The sequence below is a fragment of the Butyrivibrio sp. INlla14 genome, assembly GCF_900102515.1.
Classification (GTDB): domain Bacteria; phylum Bacillota; class Clostridia; order Lachnospirales; family Lachnospiraceae; genus Butyrivibrio.
Map to the genome: position 1 here is coordinate 45,944 of NZ_FMVS01000018.1, position 22,002 is coordinate 67,945.

Below are 22,002 nucleotides of genomic sequence, written 5' to 3' on the forward strand. Positions count from 1 at the left end.
AAAGGGCGGTCCAAAGCGGACCGCCCTAAATTTCTTTATTCGTTCTAACAATCAGTTAGAATTAGTTCTTGCCATAGAGAGAAACAAGTTTCTCAAGGTAAGCTCTGTGCTCCTTAGCATGCTCTGCAGCAGCAGCATTAAGCTTAGCTGCTCTCTCAGGATTCTTGAGCTTAAGTGAAAGGTATCTAACCTCACCATCAAGGAAGCTCTGGAAGTCTTCTGTAGCTGGCTTAGAATCAAGTGTGAACTTGTTCTCTGCCTGAGGATTGAATCTGAACATATCCCAGTATCCTGTAGCAACAGCCTTCTTCTCTTCGTCCATAACCTTGTTCATACCAGCCTTAAGTCCCTGGTTGATACATGGAGCATAAGCGATGATAAGTGAAGGTCCTGGATAAGCCTCAGCCTCTTTGATTGCATTGATTGTCTGCTGCATATTTGCACCCATAGCGATCTGTGCAACATATACATAGCCATAGCTCATTGCGATAGAAGCAAGGTCTTTCTGCTTGATCTCTTTACCGCCTGCAGCGAACTGTGCAACAGCACCTGTAGGAGTAGCCTTAGATGACTGTCCACCTGTATTTGAGTAAACCTCAGTGTTTACAACGAGAACGTTAACATCCTTGCCGGAAGCAAGTACGTGGTCAAGACCACCAAATCCGATATCGAATGCCCATCCGTCACCACCGAAGATCCACTGTGACTTCTTAGCAGCAAAGTCTTTATTCTTAAGAACATACTTGGCAGCGTCTGAGTTGTCGCCTTCAAGTGCCTTAACAAGAGCATCTGTAGCAGCTGTGTTCTCAGAACCAACGTTGAATGTATCAAGCCACTTCTGAGCAGCGTCCTTAGCAGAACCGCCTGCAGCTACGATTTCTTCTACCTTCTCCTTGATAGCATCACGGAGTGCGTTCTGAGCAAGTACCATACCCATACCAAACTCAGCGTTATCCTCGAACAGTGAGTTATCCCAAGCTGGACCACGGCCCTGAGCATTTACTGTGTAAGGTGTTGAAGGTGAAGAGTTACCCCAGATTGATGTACATCCTGTAGCGTTTGCAACGTACATTCTGTCACCAAAGAGCTGAGTAACAAGTTTAACATAAGGTGTCTCACCACAACCTGCGCAAGCGCCTGAGAACTCAAGGAGTGGCTGCTTGAACTGTGAGCCCTTGATTGAAGCTTCGCCAAACTTAGCAACAACATCTTCCTTGATAGGAAGTGTAACTGCATAATCGAAGTACTTCTGCTCGTCCTTGTTAGCTGCGATAGCACCCATCTTAAGTGTCTCGCCCTTGTTGTTACCAGGACATACATTTGCGCAAGATCCGCAACCTGTACAGTCAAGAGCAGAAATAACAACTGAATACTTGTATCCGTCCATTCCTGCAAGTGGCTTTGTCTGAAGTCCTTCTGGAGCCTTAGCGATCTCGTCATCTGTCATAGCTATTGTACGGATAGCTGCGTGAGGACATACAAGTGAACAGAATCCACATCCGATACATGTTGTAGCATCCCAAGCTGGAACGTTTACAGCAATACCTCTCTTCTCGAATGCAGCTGATCCTGAAGGTGTATCACCAGCAACATAAGGAAGTACATCTGATACCTTAAGAGTATTACCTTCCTGAGCGTTAACCTTTGTCTGGATGTTGTTAACGAAATCAACAACGTCTTTTCTTGATCCTGTAGCTGTCTTGAAGTCAAGACCTTCGTCCTTGGCATCCTTCCAGCTCTCTGGAATCTCAACCTTGATGAGGTTCTTAGGATCTGCACCAGCATCGATAGCATCCCAGTTCTTCTTAACAACATCTTCACCCTTACGGCCGTATGTCTTCTGAGCTGCGTCCTTCATGAACTTGATAGCATCAGCTTCAGGAATGATCTTTGTGATGTTGAAGAATGCTGACTGAAGAATTGTATTAATTCTAGTAGGTCCCATTCCAACCTCAACACCGATCTTAGAACCGTTCATGATGTAGAAGTTGATCTTGTGATCGTACATGAATTTCTTAACCTGTCCAGGGATCTCAGCCTCGAGCTGATCAACTGTCCATGGGCAGTTAAGAAGGAATGAACCTCCATCAACAAGTTCCTGAACCATGTTGAACTTGCGGATATATGAAGGATTGTGGCAAGCTACGAAGTCAGCCTTCTTGATGAGGTAAGTTGACTTGATAGGCTTCTTACCAAATCTAAGGTGAGACATTGTAACACCACCAGACTTCTTAGAGTCATAATCAAAGTATGCCTGAGCATACATGTCTGTGTTATCACCAATGATCTTGATAGAGTTCTTGTTAGCACCAACAGTACCGTCAGCACCAAGACCCCAGAACTTACAGTTTGTTGTTCCCTCTGGAGTTGTAACAAGTGGAGCACCAGCATCAAGTGAAAGATTTGTTACATCATCCTCGATACCAATTGTGAACTCTTCCTTCTTGTCGTTCTCGAATACAGCAACGATCTGTGCAGGTGTTGTATCCTTAGAACCAAGACCATAACGTCCGCAGAATACAGGAACTGACTCGAACTTTGTTCCCTTAAGAGCTGCGATAACATCAAGAGCAAGTGGCTCACGATATGAACCAGGCTCTTTTGTTCTATCAAGAACTTCGATTCTCTTAACTGATGCAGGGATTGCATCAACGAGAGCCTTAGCTGAGAATGGTCTGTAAAGACGAACCTTTACAACACCAACCTTCTTGCCCTGCTTCTCAAGGTAATCGATAGTCTCTTCAATTGTATCGTTTACAGAACCCATAGCTACGATAACTACCTCTGCGTTAGGATCGCCGTAGTAGTTGAAGAGCTTGTAGTCTGTACCAATCTTAGCATTAACCTTGTCCATGTACTTCTGAACAATTTCAGGAAGCTCGTTGTAACCTGTGTTACAAGCTTCTCTTGTCTGGAAGAAGATATCAGGGTTCTGAGCTGAGCCCATCTGGCATGGGTGGTTAGGATTAAGAGCGCTAGCCTTGAAAGCATCGATTGCTTCATGGTTAACCATCTCGTCGAGATCCTTGTAGTCCCAAACCTCGATCTTCTGAATTTCGTGTGATGTACGGAATCCATCAAAGAAGTTAATGAAAGGAATTCTTCCCTCGATTGCTGCGCAGTATGCAACAGGTGTTAAGTCCATAACTTCCTGTACGCTAGAATCGCAAAGCATTGCAGCACCTGTCTGACGGCAAGCATAAACATCTGAATGATCACCGAAGATGTTAAGAGCGTGTGAAGCTACGCAACGAGCGGAAACGTTAAATACTCCAGGGAGTCTCTCACCTGCAACCTTGTAGATATCAGGGATCATAAGAAGAAGTCCCTGTGAAGCTGTGTAAGTAGATGTAAGAGCACCTACTACAAGTGATCCGTGTACAGCGCCTGCTGCACCAGCCTCAGACTGCATCTCTGTAATCTGTACTGTACGGCCGAAAATGTTCTTCTTTCCGGCTGTTGCCCATTCATCTACATGCTCAGGCATAACAGATGAAGGTGTGATTGGGTACATAGCAGCAACTTCAGTAAACGCATATGATGCATATGCGGCTGCTTCGTTACCGTCCATGGTTTTCATGTTTCTTGCCATTTCAATTCCTCCTACCTTTAAATTTTTGGATTATTTTGGCTTTTATATTAAGTTGTATAGAAAACCTAAGAAACCGCGCAAAAATTCCGTTCACACTATTTCCCTCCCAAGAAAACAAGATGTGACGGATATTTCACTCGTATTCTGCCGTATTCAATAGTATCATCAAATCCATACTGATGTCAATGTTTACAAGGGTTTGACGACAATTTGTGTAAGCGTTTACATTTACCGGTTTCATCCCTATTGTCAGTTTATTTATATTTATTTAATCATTTCATCTGATAAAAGTTTTCGTTAAGAGTATTGCACATTGGGTTTTGTTATATTATCATTATCATGTATCAAAGGTTGGTGCCGGCTACACCAGCTTATATTTGTTACAATTTTAGGCATTCTATTTGATGGAAGGAGATTTTATTATGGCATACGTTATTAGTGATGGTTGCATCAGCTGCGGTTCTTGCGCTGCTCAGTGCCCTGTTTCAGCTATTTCTCAGGGAGATTCTCAGTACGAGATCGACGCTAACACATGTATCGATTGCGGTTCATGCGCAGCTCAGTGTCCTGTATCTGCTATCTCACAGGGTTGAGACCAAGCGACAAAAATAATAAAAAGTGCAGTTTCGAGCTTGCTCGAATAACTGCACTTTTTTTATTTTTTGCATTTGGCGAAGCCCCTTAGTGCCCCTTCTCAAGGTTTGCAAACTTCGTATACTGTGGAAGCCACAATAGCTCTACAGTTCCAATTGGGCCGTGTCTTTGCTTGGCAATGATAACTTCTGCCACACCCTTTTTCTCAGTATCTTTATTGTAATAATCATCTCTGTACAGGAACATTACCATATCTGCATCCTGCTCGATGGCTCCTGACTCACGAAGGTCAGATAGCATAGGTCTGTGATCAGGCCTCTGCTCAACAGCACGGGACAACTGTGAAAGAGCAATAACCGGAACATTTAATTCTCTGGCCAGAGCCTTTAAAGATCTGGAAATTTCTGAAATCTCCTGCTGCCTTGATTCTGATGCTCTTCCAGTTCCTCCGGACATAAGCTGAAGGTAGTCGATCATGATGACCTGAAGGTCAAATTCCATCTTATACTTACGGCATTTTGACCTGAGTTCCTGTATTGAAATACTAGGTGTATCGTCTATTATAAGCTTGGATTTACCAATGACATCTGCTGATTCAATAAGCTTTTCCCAGTCCATATCAGACATGTTACCTGTTCTGATATGCTGTGAATCAACGTGGGATTCCATGGAAAGGAGACGGTTTACAAACTGCTCCTTGGACATTTCCAGTGAGAACATGGCAACGCACTTATTATCATGAAAAGCCATATGCTCAGCTATGTTCAGAACAAATGCCGTCTTACCCATAGCAGGTCTGGCTGCTATCAGGATGAGGTCAGATGGCTGGAATCCGGCTGTATTATAGTCAAGATCAGTAAAGCCTGTTGAATGTCCTGTGACATTGCCTTTCATCTTACTGGCAACCTCAATTCTGTTCAGAGCATTCATAACCACCTGGTCTATAGAAACGAAATCGCCGGTGTTACGCTTCTGGGTAATCTGGAAGACTTTTTTCTCAGCGTCATTCAAGACTCCTTCCATGTCATCAGCTCCAGAATAGCAGTCATTTATTGTCTCTTCACTAACGTGGATAAGCTTTCTCAAAGTGGATTTATCTGCAACGATCTGAGCGTAATACTTGATATTTGCAGATGTAGGAACCGCATTGACAAGATCACCAATGAATTCAACACTGCTGACCTGTGGCGGAACATTCTTTTCCCTGAGCCTGTTCTGCAGGGTTACAATATCCACCGCACTGCCTTCTTTATTAAGTTCAACCATTGTTTCAAAAAGAGTTCCGAGCTGCCTGTCATAGAAGTCCTCTGGCGTTACTATTTCTGCCGCGATTTCTATGGCATCCTTGTCCATCAGCATAGCGCCCACTACAGACTGCTCAGCCTCAAGACTGTGCGGAGCAACTCTTTTTAACAGTGCCTCTTCTGCCATTTTACTGTTCCTTTACGCAAACTTTAATTGTGGATGTAACCTGTGGGTGCAATTTAACTGGAATCTCATAGGTTCCAAATGACTTTATAGGCTCAGGCATCTGAAGTTTTTTCTTGTCGATATCAAAGCCAAACTGCTGCTTGGCAGCTGTAACAATTTCCTTGGTGGATACAGAACCAAATACTCTTCCGCCCTCTCCTGCTTTCATTGTAAGCTGTATTGTTTCCTTGCTGATCTTCTCTCCGTAGGCTTTAGCCTCATCAAGCTGCTGCTGAGCTACGATTGAATCTCTCTTCTGCTGGTTCTTGAGCTCATTTAAGTTCTTCTGAGTAGCCTCTACTCCAAGCTTTTTAGGGATAACAAAATTCTTGGCATAGCCGTCGCTTACCTTTACAACTTCACCTTTTTTACCAAGTGTCTTAACATCTTCTAACAAAATTACCTGCATTATTTAAAGTTCTCCTTCTTCTATCATTTTATCCAGTGTCTGCTTGACTATTTCTATAGCCTGCTCGGCACTTACGCCCTCCAGCTGGCATCCGGCAGAACTCATATGTCCGCCTCCGCCAAGTTTCTCCATGATGACCTGAACGTTGACTTCATCAATTGATCTGGCGCTGACATATACCTGATTCTGGTACTCAGTACAGATAAAGCTGGCTCTGACGCCCTTAATATTAAGCAGTTCATTGGCTGCCTGAGCGCCTATTATAGTAGGGCTCTGGATTTCATCATTTCTAAGAACAGATATTGCATATCTGTCACGGTAAACTACTGCCTGACTGACAACATCAGCCTTGGCCTTGTATTCTGTAGCATCTTCTCTAAAGAGCTTACGTACTCTTGTTACATCGGCGCCATTCCTCCTGAGGAAAGCTGCTGCCTCAAAGGTACGTACACCGGTCTTATTCATGAAGTTGTTGGTATCAACTATCATTCCTGAATATAGACTGTCTGCCTCTTCATTTCTTATCTTGACGTTTTCTCCAATGTACTGAAGAATCTCAGAAACCATCTCGCATGCAGATGAAGCGTATGGCTCTACATAAGAAAGTGTAGCATTTTCAATTATCTCTGTTCCTGCTCTGTGGTGATCAAGAACGACTATAGTCTTACAGAAACGAAGAAGTTCAGGACACTCTGTAATACTAGGCTTATTTACATCTACCACTACCAAAACCGCATTACTGCTGGCCATGTCTATAGCCTGCTGATTGTTTATGATCATGTCTTCCTCATATTCAGGATTACTCTTGAACAGATCAACTAAAGGCTGCATGGATGTAGTCACATCATTGAGAACGATATGGCATTTTTTATCGAGTGTCTTGGCTATTCTATAAATACCTACAGAGGAGCCAAAGCTATCTACATCACCAATCCTATGTCCCATAACGATAACTGTATCTTTACCTGAGATAATTTCTCTAAGGGCATGGGCCTTAACTCTGGCCTTAACTCGTGTACTCTTTTCAATCTGCTGGCTCTTACCGCCGTAGTAAGAAATATTGTCTGCACTCTTGACTACAGCCTGGTCGCCGCCTCGGCCCAGGGCAAGGTCTATGGCATTTCTGGCAAATTCATAATTCTGAGCATAGGACAGACCATCAAGTCCAATACCAATACTGAGCGTAACTGCCATCTCATTACCAATATTTACAGTCTTAACATCTTCAAGGAGGTCAAATCTCTGCTCCTTGAGCATTTCACAGGACTTCTTGGGCATTACCACAAAGTACTTGTCCTTCTCGATTTTCTTGGCAATACCATTGCAGGAAGCAATATACTTATTGATCTTACGATCTATAAGAGCTGTCAAAAGAGATCTTCTGACTTCTTCTACACTATCAAGAGCCTCTTCATAGTTGTCCAGGTATATGAGTCCTGCTGCCAGTGACTGGTTATCAACTTCGTCAATTGCAAGCTTTAATGCAGTTACATCAAAAAGATAAACCGCAATTAGACTGCCTTCGTAGTCCTTGGCATCTATTATGTCACTATTAACGGCCATTTCATGAAGAGATATTCTCTTAAGCTTCATGGTATAATTGCCGTTTTCATATTCAAGTTCATAGGAAGCTTCTTCATAACCTTCTGGGAACTTATCAGGAGTTATAGCCGGAAATACAGATGTGATGGATTTTCTAAAGCTCCTGTCTATGTGGGTGATCCTCTCAAAGGCCTGGTTAGTCCATACAACTTTTCCTGTATCATCCAGGATTGCATGGGCAAGATCCAGCTCTCGAAGGAGCTTCTTTTGAATCTGACCATACTCCGTAGCAAAGCTTACCAGTTCATTCATAATAATGGGTTTGTTATAGAAATTAAGATACAAAACCGCTATGAAATACAGACCGGTAAAGGCCAGAAGAATAAGGCCTGCAGTTATATCAACTGTAAATACGGCTGCATTTATAAGAACAAGTAGTATTCCCAGATATGAGAATATACGTAGATATGTCTTTAATTTCCCCTTTAGCTTGACTCTATTCTTGTTAGGCATTATCTAAGTCCTCTTCCCCAAATTTATGGACAAATTATCACTTACTATAGTATAGCACAAAACTCCGTGATAGAAATAAGTCTCTATCACGGAGTTCATTTTTAGTTAAATACTATTTAATTGTAGTTATTACTTAATAAGAACGCCGTTCTCATCAAATGTGTATTTCTTTGTCCACTTTGTGATTGTCTCGTTCTTGGCAAGAGTGTAATCACCCTTTGCATAGTACTTGTTTTCACCAACTGTGATCCAGCTCTGCTTTACCACAGTGCCGTTTTCCTTAGCATAGTAGTCTTTGCCATCTAATGTGAAGAAGCCTGTATAAAGAACTCCATTCTCATCGAATGCGTATCTGTTAGACCACTTATCTACAAACTCGTTCTTGGCAAGTGTTCCGTCAGCCTTAGCATAATACTTGTTTCCATCTACTGTGATCCAGGTTGTCTTCTGCATTACGCCTCTAGCGTTGAAGTAGTACTCATTACCATCGATAGTCTGGAAGCCTGTGAGCTTTGTTCCATCCTCTGTCACATAGTAAGTTGAACCCCACTTTGTAACGAGAGTAGCCTCTGGCTTTTCAGGGTCTCCTGTAGCAACAAGCACAATTTCAGCTCTGTCACGAACACGCAGGCAAGGGCCATCTGGATTGTAGTATGAAAGACCAACAGCACTTACTGTGTTACCTACTACTGCATCCTCTGCAATTGTGTCATTTCCGTCAGAAGCAAGGATATAACCATCGATAAATACTCTTGTCTCTACACCAGTCTCATCTGCTACGTAGAAGTAATCCACTCCTGTTGAGTTAGTTACAACCTTTGTAACCTTACCTTCAACCTTTAAAAGTGATCCGCCAAGTGCTTCGTAATCAGCAGCTTCCTTAGTTGTTACCTTCTTGGGTTCAATCACTTTCTTTTCAGCATCGAGAACTTTGTAGTTGTAGATCTGGATTTCCTTGTCTCCCTGATATCCATCTACAAATCCAGTCACTCTTATCTTTGTTCCAAGTTCAATTCCTGTTTCAGCGATAGGGAATACTGTTGTACCAGCTGTCTCATCCTGAATATAGATTGTGTCAAAGAACTTATTGCCTTCTACTGCTGTTCCTGCTGTTACATATCCTTCAACTGTAAAGATGTCTCCAGGCTCTCCCTTTCTCATCTCAGCAATTGTGCTTACTTCTACTTCCTTCTTATTATTTGAAAGGAAGTTAAGGAGGATATTGCGGTTAGAGTAGTACTCCTGTCCGCCGTAATCAAGCTCTGACTTAACTTCAAAGTTTGAAAGGAATACTGTACCTGTAATGATAACTTCTGATCCGCTTGCAAGTTCTTCTCTTGCTGCAGCAACTACGCTTCCCTTAGGAACTGCAACATACTGATCATCAAGCTGTTTGCAGTCTTTTGTATATGTTGTTTCATGTCCATATACGATTGCCTCAGCCTTGCCTGCTGCAACTGCTGACTCATCAAGACGAACTGAGCATGCACTGTATGCGCTATAGGTCTGAGTATCTGTTACACCCTTTGTAAGGTAACAGTCTCTGTTGTGGTTAGTAAAGTAAAGTCTGTACTCCTGACCACCGTTCTTGTCATTATCAACTATCTCATCTGAGTTAAGTCTAGTTGTAGCACCAATAGCAGTAAGGAGCTTATTGATTTCTACTGATGTCTGACAATCAGCTGTATCCTGGTAATCAGCGATACCGCAAACGATAAGATTTCCTCCATTTGCCACATACTCTTTTACCAGCTCAAGGAAAGAATCCTCGAAGTGCTTAACTTCGCCATACTTGGTGTTTCTGTTAGGAGCAGAAATCACAAATACAGATGCATTTGCAAGTGTTTCTCTTGTAATCTCTGTCTTAACTATGTCTACCTTTACATAATCAGCTGCTGCGATATCTGCAAAGTTTCCAACGTTTCCAGCATAGTAGCCAGCTACGTAGTCATTGAGGTGAGATGCATCTACAACAACGTGTGTAACCATATCTGGTGATACATACACAAGTTCAAGTGCAGATGTATATCTCTTTTCAAATCCATTCAGGTAACCAAGAAGTGCCACTTCTATGTTCTGCTTGCCGGCCTTATCACATGTAAATGAGAAAGAATCGTTAAGCTCGCCCTGGGACTTGATCACAGCGTTATCACCAGAAACATCTGTTACGTGGATAATTTCTCCGTTTGCTGTGTAAACAATTGATCTTACGTCAAAGTCAGTTGTCTCGTTATTAAAGAATGTTGCGTTGATATTAAGTGCTTCTCCAGCTACTGGAAGTGATGTGTCTGTTGTAAGAGAACCAACTCCTACAGCCTCAACACTTGATATCCATACTGGAGCTGTAACTGCGATGTTTCCGTCTGCCTGTGTAACTCTGATATAGTAGTAGTTCTTGTCTGGATAAAGAGTGAAGTCTGCCTCTCCAGATGCTGCTTCTACCTTCTTGGTTGCTACAGCAAGACCACCGTTTGTGATAACTTCTACAGTCATCATTCCGGAGTCTGTTGGGTCATTTGTCTTTACTTTGATGTTAACCTCTGAAGGTGTCTCATCAAGTACAGTACCCATTTCCATACCATTTAATGTGTAGTAGATCTTAAGGTCGTTATCCTCAGTTGCGTATACACGCATGTTGCGGATAGCATCATAAATATTTTCACGAGTAAGGGAATCTGCAAGGATTACAGTTCTACCTGTGTTTGCATCTCCCCATCTGCCCTTGTGGTTGTCCTGGTTGTTTGCAGGAGCCACATGCCATCCCTTATCAAGGGCTCTTGTGTAATACTCATATGAAGGGAAATATCCTGAACTTCCAATTGCGCCTTCACCGTTACCAACCTCGATAAGTGTGATCTGCTGGTCATTTGCCTTTGAATAATAAGCAAAGTCATAGAAATCACCGAAGGTTGTTCCTGGGTGGTTGAACATGCTGATTGACTCAGGTGTGTTAACAAGCTGTGCGTAGTAGTTCTGAAGAGCTACACGTGACTTGCTCTCATAACCTGCCATGTTACGGCTCATGAATCCGCCTGTGTTAAAGGTGTTCATGTGTCCAGGAGCTCCGCCTGACCATGTCATCTCATATCCATAGATACCTACGAAGTCGCTAGATGTGTACTTGTCTGCAAGTTCGTGTCCTTCTACCCATTCAGATGAAGCTGATCCATCTGTAATTGTTGCCTTTGTATCGTTGTCAAAAGAGTTAGAGTGATCTGTTACTGCAAGGAAGTCAAGGTTTTCAACTTCATTAGCAGCGTGATTGAACGCCTCATTACATGTACCAGCACCATCTGAATAGTTGGTGTGTGAGTGAAGCTGTCCAAAGTAAATATTGTATTCTTCGTTAAGTCTTTCTGTAAATTCAAATGTAGCTACTACACTTTCCTCATAGCCTTCGCATGTAGCCTTAGCCATAACTGTGGCTGGAAGCTCTGTAAGCTTGAATGGATCTGTGTATTCTACCCAAGTCTCGCCCTTATCAAGTGAGTACTCGATCTTGGCACCTTCTGTAGCAGTCTTAAGTGTTACAGGGCTTGACTTTCTGATAGCTCCGCCATTTGGACTTGCCTTTACAGTGGCAACCTTGGCTGGTGTATAAATAAATTCCTTCTTAACACTATCCTTACGTCCTTCTGCTGTTGCATAGGCAACTACCACTGCCTTCTTTACTACATCTGTTTCAGATGCTGCAACGAAGCTTTCTGGTGTAAGTACAGGCTTATTTGCATCATCATATACTGCAAACTCGCCTCCATTTATTGAATAGTAGATTGTAGCTCCTGTTGTATCAGAAGACATTGTAAGCTCCTGAGTCGTTGGAACTTCGCCTGCTTCTGGAGTGATATCTACAGCTGATGTGATATCAGGAGACTTTACAGGGCTTCCTGTAACCTTGATTGTTGTAAATCTGTTAACTCCACCACTTGCAATCTTTTTTCCATTGATAGAAGTGTCATCAGCAGGTCCTACTCTGAAGTAGAGCTTGTCAACATGCTTAACGTCAGCAGGAACAGAGAAAGTAATACCATCCTTCCAGTTTGTTCCTTCTAATGAGAACTTATCTCCAATGGTCCTGTAATTCTCATTATCTGTACTGTAGGAGACAGTCCAGTTCTTGGCTCCTGTGTTTGAGCCTTTCATGTCAAAAGAGAGTGTGTAAAGACCATAACCAGTACCAGAAACAGTAATCTGATAATAGTCGCCAGCCATCATTCCCTTTGAGCCAATGATACTTGATGTATTTCCGCTACTGGAATATGTGTAAACAGGAGTTACCTGCTTGCCGCTCTGATAAGCAGTGATCTCATGCTCTTTGTTGGCGCAGTCATTAGCTGCTGATCCGTCAGCATATACAACAAGGTCCCCATCATGTGCTGACAGGTCAGTTCCTGCAAATGAAGCGATGTCCATTGTAACTGAATCATCAACTTCTACATCTGTAGGATCAGGTTCTACTGGCTCTTCAGGAGTTACAACCTCTACCATCTTGTGTGTATCATCAGAGTAGAGAACAACCTGAAGTCCCTTATAATCGCTAACAGCTGCTGTTACGTTAACCTTGGTTCCCTCGGCAATATCTCCGAAAGCATTTTTAATATTGTTCTTGTCATACACAAGGACTGTAGATGTTCCAGAAGAAAGAGTAACCTTACCCTTTTCAATGTCTGCCTTGGATGAAACAGTCACATTCTTAAGGATTACTCTCTGGCACTCGTAGTCATCATGGTTTGCTACAAGTGTTGCAACCTCATCACCATCAAAGGTTGTAAAACCATAATCCTTGGTGTTTGTCTCATCTTTTTCTATGAGTGTTGCACCTGACAGCTCGAGAAGTCCATTATAATCCTGGAAAGTTCCCTTAGCTGTAACAAGGCTTCCTACCTTAAGTCCGCTGATTCCATAAAGGCAAATAGCACCTGTATCGTCCTGTACGTAAGCATTTTTACCATTCACATAGTTAACAACGCCCTGTACTGTAAATTCGCCAGAAGCTTTCTCTTTTACTTCCTTGATAGTAGTAATAGTAACTTCTGCCTTTACCTCAGCTTCAGTTGCGGCTGCTTCTGCATCCTTTGAAGCTTCATCTACTGGCTTTTCATCTGTCTTTTCAGTTTCTGATTTTTCATCAACTACTACATCAGAAACAGTCTCGTTAGTCTTTCCAGTACTGCTGTCCAAGCTAGCTGCTTCTGAAGGCAATTCAGCCTCGGAAGTTTCCGTGCTAGCTGCTTCAACAGACATTTCAGTTACATCTGTAGCAAACGCCACAGCGCTTGTTGTCTGAAACGCTGTTGTTACTGACAAAAATCCCGCAAGGATCATAGCCAGTATACGCTTTCTGTTTTTCATACGCTCCCACCTTTCTTTTTTTCATCTCTCATTTTAGTGTTTCTATTCTGGCAGAGAGGATTGCCACAATCGGTACAGTGAGTACTATTCCTATGCTACCTGACAGCCCTTGTATCACTTCCCTTGCAACCATATCGGTATTCATAAGTTGCGTAAAAGAGATGTTGTAATAATAGATTAGTAAAAGAAGTGTAAAGGATGATCCGGCAAATGCCAGGATCAGGGTATTAGCCATAGTCCCCATAGCATCCCTTCCTATGTTCATACCAGAACGGAATAGTTCTATGGCAGTCATCTTCTCGTTAACCTCATGAAGCTCATGTATGGCAGAAGCAATGCTCATTGCAACGTCCATAACTGCTCCAAGAGATGCGATAAGAATACCCGCTGTAAAGAGACCTTTGAGTTTCATCCCATGGTCTGTACCGATCAATAATAATTCCTCAGCTTCGTTTGTCTGAAAACCTGAAATATGTGATAATGCACCGGCGATTGCCGCAAAAACACTGGCAATTACAACTCCGGAGAGAGTTCCAAGTGCCGCACTGATTGTTTTTTTGTTGATTCCATCAATTAAAACAAATGTGAATACTGTTGTATAAAAGACAATAAGAATAGTCACAAGTATAGCCGGAAAGCCATACTCAATAAGTGGGAACAGAATTCCCACCACCGATATCAGTATAAATACCAGCGATAATAGAGACATTGCCCCCTTCCCTCTTCCTATCACTATAAGGGCTAAGGCAAATATCATAAATAACCCAAAGAGGATCCAGGTCCTGTCGTAGCTGTATATAAAGGCGCTATAACCATCGTCCTCACTTCTGGGGTCAAGTCTTACAATAACTCTTGTTCCTTCCTTGCAGTTTATATTAAAGAGCATGCTCATGTAGTTGGAGGTCTGGTATTGTTTGCCCCTAAACTGGCCTGATGTAACCTCGACGATCACCTCCTGAGAGCCTCTGCGAAGCCCTTCTGTAGTTTCGTCTGCCTGTGTATTATTTATTATCAGCGACACTACCTTGGCTCTTACAAAATGTGACGTAGATTTATTCTCGTCTTTTTGAACCAATCCGAAATGGATAAGAAAATAAGATAACACAAAAATTGCTACCAAGATAATGATGGCAGCAATCCTCGTACTATCCCATTTAGAATTAGTAGATTTGTTCCCCCGAACATTCCCCATTTTTAAGAACCAACTCCAAAAAGATAATTACCCCAATTTTTGGGGTGCGTATTCAATTCTAACAGATAACAAACATATTTACCACACAAAAAATACACAAAAAATACACAAATTATTCAGTGCATATTTCAGCCCAAAAGTATGCCATATTTTTCTTTTGCGTACTTTTTATATCGCGCGATCCAGTCTTCATAGCCTTTGCTTTGGCTAAATTCCTCATTCTTTTCACGGAGCTTTTCATTGATGTGGTTAAGAATCCTTCCCCTTTCAATAGAAAAGGCTGCATTCCCTTCTTTTTCCAGTTTGAGCTCATAGAAAAATATATCCAGCACAATACTCATTGCTTCTACTTTGTTGGCTACACCTGCCATATATATAAGCCCGTCCTGAAAGCCCTTATCATACTGCTGACTGCTGTCTTCTCTATAGCATTTATGAATAGCCCTGACTACAACATTACTGTTGTGGCCATTTCCGGCGTGTTCAACTTTATAAGGTCCCATTCCAACCAGCACTACAAAGTATGCTATTTTTTTACCAGAGAGATACTCTTTATTTACGATCTTAACAAGGCCCATTGCCTCTTTTTCCATACTCTCAATAATATCGCTCATATTATTCTCCTAATCGCACATTCTTATAATCTCAAAATCTATTCCGTCAACAGTTCCTACCAGCTTATCACCAGTATCTGTAGCTGCGCCAAGGACATTTTCAAGGGGATGGATTGTGACCTCCGTTCCACCGCTTAGCAAGTGACCTCCAGATACAAACTGTTCCAAAAATGCACTGCGGTTATTAACTGATGGCATACCAAGATTACGTCCGTTTAAAGGCACTCTGGTCTTTATCATGTATGCTCCATCCATATTGTTAAGCTTAACTCCAGATAATACCTCATCTCCAAATGTGGCATAATCAGTAATTACAAACTTGCCATTTTCCATTGTACAACATGAGCTATATTCCTTGGCATAAACTTCCAAATTAGAAACAGGCGAGCAAAACGTACCTCCACCACCTGGAACATCATATCTGATATCTCCAAAATTACCACCGAAGGTCTCAAAATTAGCTGCACCAACCTGCGCATTTTGGAATGTTACAAACTCTACAGAAACAGGATTCTCATATAGCTCATTAGCAACTTCTTCCAAGGTGGTGCACTTTGCCAGGTTAGCATTATCAGGGCAAAGCGTCTTAACATAATCTATTACTGCTTCATCGCTTATAAACTCATCTGCTCTTGGAAGCATGTCGCCGTGGGTAATGGCTGAATAATCTTTCGGACCTGCGTTTTTATTAAGCTTGAAATCCATAATCTGATCAAGTGTGTATGAAGAATCATATACGCCTTCATCAAATCTTTTCGAAGTTTCCATCAAGTTCTCAAGCGCATCTTTTTTGCCCCTGGTCATAGCACTAAAGGCTGCATCCTCGTTTGATGCCATCTCTTCAAAAAGCTCTCTGTCAGCGTCGCTTAAATCCCAGTAGCCATCTCCCCAAATTTTACTACTTACATCTGTTATCTGATGCTTGTCTATCTTTTCAAGGTACTCATTTATTGTTTCCTCAGAATATCCTGCCTCTTTACCGTATTTTCTTATGGCGTCTGAAATTTCTTCGTTAGCCTTGATACTGTTACCAGCAGCTAGAAGATTATCTGCATTGTATTTAGCATCTTTAATTTTATACGGGTCAACGCGAGGCTCCACATCCTGTTTGAGGACAGCTGATGAAGCTTCATCAGCATGTTTGCCGCCTATCTCCGCCATATCATCCATGTGCTTGCCGCCAACTTCAGCAAGATCATCCATATGCTTGCTGCCCGTTTCCGCCATGTCTGCCATGTGCCTTCCGGCTGTTTCTATCATTTCTTCAACTTTGCTGTTGCCACCCAAAACAATATCATCTATATTTTTGCCACCAGCAAGTCCCAGATCATCCAAATGTGTGCCTGTTTCTGACACAAGGTCCACAACATCGTCAGAATGTTTAAGCAAATCTCCTACTTCTCCGGATAATCCGTGCACATCAAGGGCAAGTCCGAAGGAATCAAGAACAAGAGACATATAATCGCCTTCCTTGATGTCATAGGAACAGTCTCTTATACCTGTAATAACGCCAAAGGCATCTCCAAAACCTGGTACCAAAGAGACTCCTAAGCTCAGAAGTTCAGCAATTTTTGAATCTCCGCCATATTTACTATATTTGCCCCAGATAAAGTCATAGGCTGTTTTTCTTCCTGTCTCTGTAAATGTAGCAAAACTTGCCGCCGTACCAAAAGTAATTGCAGAGGCTCCAAGTACCACAGCTGTACCGAGCCCAAAAGTCAGGCATCCAACAGCTACCGCTCCTGCCAGGACAAGAGAAAAGCCAAAAATAGTTGGCCAGCCATAATTCTGCATAAGTCCGGCAATTGTTCCACCAGATTCTGTCCAGCCGCCGTCGTCAGCAAGGGCTATAAGTGAAGCTTCTTTGGTTGCAAGGAAAGCACCTATAGCAATTAAGGAAACTATAAGGAATGACGCTGCTGCCGGCTTACCCACTTTGATAATTCCGAGCTTCATCAAAGCAAAAACAAGAAAAACTGCGGAAATAGCAAGTCTTACCCAGAAATTAAAGTCGAGAGCAAACCATAATACCCAATTGAGGACTGAGCACAGCAAAAGACCTACTGATACTCCAAACAGCTTTAGCTGGTAATCTCCAAAAAGTGGCATTTTCCCTTTACCGCTCATAACGCTCTTATAGCGGATGCAGGAATTAAACATCATGAGGAAAGGTGTAAACGCGCCATCCTCACACTTCATGCAGGAAAAGAGAATCATCAACGCCAGTAACAGAACTGTAAAGGGGTTGAATATCAAAAGGTTAAGGACCACAGATACAGCAAGTCCCATCCAAATATAAAAGCCAAGGCTCTTATCGACTGCTGTAGTATAGTTTTTAAGATTAGTTCCAAAAGAAAATACGTGCCTGGTATTGTTTTTGGCTTTTCCCGTTACTATATCTCTTGCCAATGACTTTACAGCAATCGCCAAAAGAAAATACAACAAAGCCGTGATCGTAACTGTATTAACAGTTTTTAAAAAGGGTGGAAATCCTTTGATCCATGTAGTATCTGCAACTCCAGCCAGAATATAAGCTGTAGCATCTCCAAAAATAGCTCTATCGTCTATATTAAAGGTGTCATTAAGATAGCAAAGCGCAAAAAGGTTCCATACAAGAGTCAGCACCGTCATCAGTACTGTTGCTAGTATTTTCTTGATAAGTTCCTTCCAGTTTGTAAAACTCTTGATAAAGTTTACAAGCATCATCTTGAGAAAGCCTGGAAATCCCTTAGGAAAGGCCTCGCTTTGAGTAAGCTTCATAAAGCTGAGTCTTGTGTAGAACTCAGGATCAGAATTCTTTTCATTTACTGGCTCATCGGCCTTTATCTTCTTGTTTGGTCCTACCGGAAGGTTTCTGTTAATATAACTTTCGATGACATTTTTTAGCTCTGAACTGCCTTTTCTTTCAAGGCCTGAAACCTTCTGATTTTCATCAAGCTTTATTTCCTCAAGCTCTTTTTTTCCAACGTGGATAAGTTCGTCTACTGGCAATTTGTGCCCAGTTCCATTATCCAGAGTTTGCAGGAAAATACGATTAACTGGAGTAACCTCTAGACTAACATCGCTTCCGTTATCTTTAAATGATTTGTTTACATTCTTTAATTTGAAGCTTCTATCAATATCTTTTTTCTCAATTTCACTTTGGAAATAGTCATACAGTGCATCCAGATCATCATCGGCAGCAAGTATGATCTTATCCTTGGAAGCATCCTGAAATGTAGCAAGGTACAGTCCTTCCACTCTGGCAAAATAGATTGCTTTTTTATCGGAAAAGCTTGCCTTCTTGATTCCAACCACACTTGGGCTGTGAGCCCATGCATTAATACAGGTCAAAACAACTTCATTTATCGTAGTGTTGTTTCCATCTTTTATCAGCATCCCATGTTTCTGGGCATCATTCACAAGCTGCTCAAGTTCAGCATCTGTTGGCTTGGCATATAATAACGGCGCGTTTACAAAGCCTGTAACATGCGCACACTTTGCATTCTTCATATAATACTTGAAAACAAGTATATAGTCGTTTAATGATATTTCGTTGAGAATAGCTAATTTCTGTTTCATCTTTTTCACCAGTTAAAAAATGATTTTGGAATGACTGTTAGTCCATATTTACCGCCCAGAAGATAATAATCATTCACTTTTATAATACACTTTATTTCATTATCAGAAAGTCCCATTTTCTGATTCAAGTAAATACATTCTGACGAATTCTGTTTTTTTACCAGAACCCCGTCATACTCTGTAGTAATCCAAAAGCTCTCATCATCCATGAAAAGAAATCTCACCTTTTCGCCTGGGATTCCATCTGCCTTTGTATAAGTATCACCAATCACATAGGTATTTCCTTCTTTTTTTAGATTAAAAAGACCTCCATCTCTCATATAACCTGTACCAACCCAGATATAGCCCAGGCTATCCTCTATCATTGAGGTAACATAGGGGTGCACAAGGCCATTTTCAGCATTGTAATAGGTTATATTTCCATCGTTATCAACATATGTAAGTCCGCCCTGAGTATCCAGATATGACCCAAAGAAAATGCCTGATTCCACCGGCAATATTACATTGACGCTATCGCTGTAGAGACCATCTTTTTTACCGAGTACTTTCTGAACTGTCCACTGGCCACTTTCCTTTGTGAGGACTGCTGCTCCATTGTAGGTTCCGCAGTATAGGATTTTGTCCCTCATTGCCACTGTGTTAACGCGCCCTTCAGGAATCTGCGGAGCTTTAAAATGGGTCTGTTTATAGTCTGCATCAATATGTGTCAGACCATCTTCATGACCTACAAATATTCCACCTTCTCCATCTGAAACAATGCTAGCGGTATAGATCATTCTGATATTGTCGATGGTATCAAGAAGTTCCAGGCTGGCAGCATCGTATATGTGGATACCTTCATTGGTTCCAACATAGATTTTTTCACCGTCACTGTACAAGGCGGATATTTCTGAATCTTTTTCCATAATAAGAAAATTATAGCTCTGAACGTCTTTACTCTTGTCCTCTGACTTAAACCTGCTGCCCAGGATCAGGATAACTACGATTGCCACAGCAAACATGCTATTTATAAAAATGCTGATACCTTTTTGTTTCATATTCTCATTTCCATCACTTCAAAAGGAAGGCTTCCAATTTCATCCTTGTCATGAGTAATGTACAACACACATTTCTTATCCAGATATTCCTGTTTCAAAAAATCTAATATTATTTCTTTGGTCTTTGGATCGACGTTAGAAAGTGGCTCGTCTAATAGCAGATTCTTTTTCCCGGATAAAAGAGCTCTCGCAAGCGATACTCTCTTGGCCTGCCCTCCTGAAATCTCTTCAGGATATTTTTTGAGTAATTCCGCAATCTGCAGTTTTTCTGCTAGCAGTTTAAGCTCTTGCATATTCTTTTTTTTCATCCCATAAGCAAGGTTTTGTTCAACACTCATATGATTCCAAAGGGTAGGTTCCTGGAAAACTATAGCTATGTTCCTGTTTCTAGGTTCTAACTCTTTTTGTATTTCTGTCCCATCGATCAGGATCTGACCGGAGTAGTCTGTATCAAATCCTGCAAGTATCCTGAGAAGAGTAGTCTTTCCACATCCGCTGGGGCCTGTAATGAATAGTCCTGTATTCTCTCCAACTTCAAAAGACATATCTTTAAAAATCTGCTGCTCATCATAAAATTTCGTTAATTTAGTAGCTCTGATCATTTCTGTTTAATACCTCTTATAGCTCTGCTTAGCAGAACCACAGCCCCCTCTATTCCAAACACAAAGATAATCACCAGTACAGAAAAAGCTGACACATACTCTGACGCTCCGTAGTGGAGATAGTTGTATATCTTGACTGTAATAGTTTCTTTTCCCGGTGCCATAAGGATAAGCGGAATGCTCTCCTCCGCAAACGTCAAAAAGAATGCCGTTCCAAAGCAAACCATATAGGATGGCATAAAGGTTCTTATCTTTATCTTTAATGCGTCAATAGGATCCACAGCATAAATATTTGCCATTTCAATGGGCTTATAGTCTGTACGGAGCTTTGCAATCAAGAGAATAATAATTGCAAAAGGCGCTGCTCTGAGAGCACAACCAACTGCAGTCAGGAGAATTGTCCTTTCCATAAAAACAAGCCCCAGCCAATTATTCATCTTAAGAAGCCCCATTGCCTGAATCGCCCCGGGAACTACCATGGCGTATATAATAATATAGGGAGTTTTCTTAATATTTCGTCTTAAAAAAGCAGCCATGATCATTGCCAGCGCAAGACATATTAATCCGCTAACGAAGGCTGTCACAAAAGAATTCTCGAGTTCATCCGCTATCATGATCCATGATTCTACTATTTGCCTGTATCCACCTGCAGTAAATACAAACACTATCAAAGGAAATAATATCTGTATCATTGATATCAAAAAAGCAGCCATGCAAAGTCCCTTAACTGGTCCGGATAATCTTAATCTGTAGCTTGGCCTGCAAGTTCTTTTTATGCTAAAGTTTCTAAGCCCCTTAAACACCCAAATCATAGGGATAATAAGAATAAATAACAGTGGAACGCATTGAATGTAGGCTGTCAGCGCGCTTCCTGTTCTACTATACACCGAAAAAATATCAAGTGCATAGGTGTTGTACTGAAACATAGAAGGAACTGAGAACTCAGTCATCGACATTATCGCGATAAGACCTGCTGCGGATAGCCCATAGGGCCATGCAGATGGCATAATTATTCTAAAGACTGCCCTGTTATCACTGCCGTAAACTCCTGCAATCCTCAAAATGTCTTCGTTAATGTTTTCAATTCCAACCAGTATAAATAGTGCCGTAACTGGTAAAAAAGCCAACGTCTCAACAAACACGCAGGCTCCTATTCCTTTAATGGAGAATCTGACCAGATCAGGCCAAATTAAAGATAATGCTCTTATGATATACATCCAGCTCAGAGCATAGATATAATATGGAATTGGCATCATTGCTACTAGATAATACTTCTGCCATATCTGTCTTTTGCCTAAGCTGAAAATAAATAGCGCACAGAAAAAGCCAAGTAGCAAATCAAGCATAACCACTAGGAAAGCAAGTTTAATACTGTTTCCTAGCAGAAATGCCTGCCTGATACCAAACGAAATATTTAGTTTTCCGTGGTGCTGCAGCAATGCTCCGCAAAGGGGCATCAATGTGATAAGCACATAGAACACTGCCCCAATCGATAGCATTTTTCTTTTATTGTTATTCTGCATT

12 protein-coding genes are annotated in these 22,002 nt (G+C 41.6%); 1 reads left to right on the forward strand and 11 read right to left on the reverse strand.

What is annotated here, in order from left to right; translation table 11 throughout:
• Nucleotides 1-61: 61 nt before the first annotated feature.
• Nucleotides 62-3,592: a pyruvate:ferredoxin (flavodoxin) oxidoreductase gene (gene nifJ, locus BLO53_RS12310; RefSeq protein ID WP_092062082.1), complete on the reverse strand. Its 3,531-nt coding sequence runs from the start codon at nucleotides 3,590-3,592 to the stop codon at nucleotides 62-64.
• A gap of 422 nt (nucleotides 3,593-4,014) precedes the next feature.
• On the opposite strand from nifJ, the gene BLO53_RS12315 reads away from it, so the two are divergent.
• Complete coding sequence (locus BLO53_RS12315; RefSeq protein WP_092062085.1) at nucleotides 4,015-4,185, forward strand: DUF362 domain-containing protein; 171 nt, start codon at nucleotides 4,015-4,017, stop codon at nucleotides 4,183-4,185.
• A gap of 88 nt (nucleotides 4,186-4,273) precedes the next feature.
• Here the strand turns inward: BLO53_RS12315 and dnaB are convergent, their stop codons facing one another.
• The 10 genes from dnaB to BLO53_RS12365 form a co-directional block, all read right to left on the reverse strand.
• Nucleotides 4,274-5,617, reverse strand: coding sequence for a replicative DNA helicase (gene dnaB / locus BLO53_RS12320; RefSeq protein ID WP_026489970.1), 1,344 nt, complete (start codon nucleotides 5,615-5,617; stop codon nucleotides 4,274-4,276).
• A gap of 1 nt (nucleotide 5,618) precedes the next feature.
• Nucleotides 5,619-6,065 carry a 50S ribosomal protein L9 gene (rplI, locus tag BLO53_RS12325; RefSeq protein ID WP_026489971.1) on the reverse strand — a complete coding sequence of 149 codons (447 nt, stop codon included), beginning with the start codon at nucleotides 6,063-6,065 and terminating at the stop codon, nucleotides 5,619-5,621.
• A 3-nt stretch (nucleotides 6,066-6,068) separates the two neighbouring features.
• Nucleotides 6,069-8,120, reverse strand: a complete 2,052-nt coding sequence (locus BLO53_RS12330; protein ID WP_092062087.1) for a DHH family phosphoesterase — start codon at nucleotides 8,118-8,120, stop codon at nucleotides 6,069-6,071.
• 129 nt (nucleotides 8,121-8,249) lie between these two features.
• Entirely contained in the window at nucleotides 8,250-13,472 is a 5,223-nt protein-coding gene (locus BLO53_RS12335; protein ID WP_092062090.1) for a CehA/McbA family metallohydrolase, read from the reverse strand.
• Nucleotides 13,473-13,500: 28 nt separating this feature from the next.
• Nucleotides 13,501-14,664 (reverse strand): YibE/F family protein, encoded by a 1,164-nt coding sequence (locus tag BLO53_RS12340; protein WP_092062093.1) that lies wholly within the window; start codon nucleotides 14,662-14,664, stop codon nucleotides 13,501-13,503.
• 128 nt (nucleotides 14,665-14,792) lie between these two features.
• Nucleotides 14,793-15,278: a hypothetical protein gene (locus BLO53_RS12345; RefSeq protein ID WP_092062096.1), complete on the reverse strand. Its 486-nt coding sequence runs from the start codon at nucleotides 15,276-15,278 to the stop codon at nucleotides 14,793-14,795.
• A gap of 9 nt (nucleotides 15,279-15,287) precedes the next feature.
• A complete protein-coding gene (locus BLO53_RS12350) occupies nucleotides 15,288-18,839 on the reverse strand; it encodes an MFS transporter (RefSeq protein WP_092062099.1) in 3,552 nt (1,183 codons plus the stop codon).
• A gap of 5 nt (nucleotides 18,840-18,844) precedes the next feature.
• Entirely contained in the window at nucleotides 18,845-19,876 is a 1,032-nt protein-coding gene (locus BLO53_RS12355) for a ligand-binding sensor domain-containing protein (protein ID WP_092062103.1), read from the reverse strand.
• On the reverse strand, nucleotides 19,873-20,478 hold the full coding sequence (locus BLO53_RS12360; protein WP_092062106.1) for an ATP-binding cassette domain-containing protein: 606 nt from the start codon (nucleotides 20,476-20,478) through the stop codon (nucleotides 19,873-19,875). Before BLO53_RS12360 ends, BLO53_RS12355 begins: the two co-directional genes overlap by 4 nt.
• On the reverse strand, nucleotides 20,475-22,001 hold the full coding sequence (locus BLO53_RS12365; protein WP_092062109.1) for an ABC transporter permease: 1,527 nt from the start codon (nucleotides 21,999-22,001) through the stop codon (nucleotides 20,475-20,477). The genes BLO53_RS12360 and BLO53_RS12365 overlap by 4 nt, the downstream gene beginning before the upstream one ends.
• Nucleotide 22,002: the final 1 nt, after the last annotated feature.

Bases quoted from the DNA above. Each gene is read 5' to 3' on its own strand.
- BLO53_RS12340 (WP_092062093.1), bottom strand. From the start codon at position 14,664: ATGGGGAATGTTCGGGGGAACAAATCTACTAATTCTAAATGGGATAGT.
- BLO53_RS12365 (WP_092062109.1), bottom strand. From the start codon at position 22,001: ATGCAGAATAACAATAAAAGAAAAATGCTATCGATTGGGGCAGTGTTC.
- BLO53_RS12355 (WP_092062103.1), bottom strand. From the start codon at position 19,876: ATGAAACAAAAAGGTATCAGCATTTTTATAAATAGCATGTTTGCTGTG.
- nifJ (WP_092062082.1), bottom strand. From the start codon at position 3,592: ATGGCAAGAAACATGAAAACCATGGACGGTAACGAAGCAGCCGCATAT.
- BLO53_RS12350 (WP_092062099.1), bottom strand. From the start codon at position 18,839: ATGAAACAGAAATTAGCTATTCTCAACGAAATATCATTAAACGACTAT.
- rplI (WP_026489971.1), bottom strand. From the start codon at position 6,065: ATGCAGGTAATTTTGTTAGAAGATGTTAAGACACTTGGTAAAAAAGGT.
- dnaB (WP_026489970.1), bottom strand. From the start codon at position 5,617: ATGGCAGAAGAGGCACTGTTAAAAAGAGTTGCTCCGCACAGTCTTGAG.
- BLO53_RS12345 (WP_092062096.1), bottom strand. From the start codon at position 15,278: ATGAGCGATATTATTGAGAGTATGGAAAAAGAGGCAATGGGCCTTGTT.
- BLO53_RS12335 (WP_092062090.1), bottom strand. From the start codon at position 13,472: ATGAAAAACAGAAAGCGTATACTGGCTATGATCCTTGCGGGATTTTTG.
- BLO53_RS12315 (WP_092062085.1), top strand. From the start codon at position 4,015: ATGGCATACGTTATTAGTGATGGTTGCATCAGCTGCGGTTCTTGCGCT.
- BLO53_RS12330 (WP_092062087.1), bottom strand. From the start codon at position 8,120: ATGCCTAACAAGAATAGAGTCAAGCTAAAGGGGAAATTAAAGACATAT.
- BLO53_RS12360 (WP_092062106.1), bottom strand. From the start codon at position 20,478: ATGATCAGAGCTACTAAATTAACGAAATTTTATGATGAGCAGCAGATT.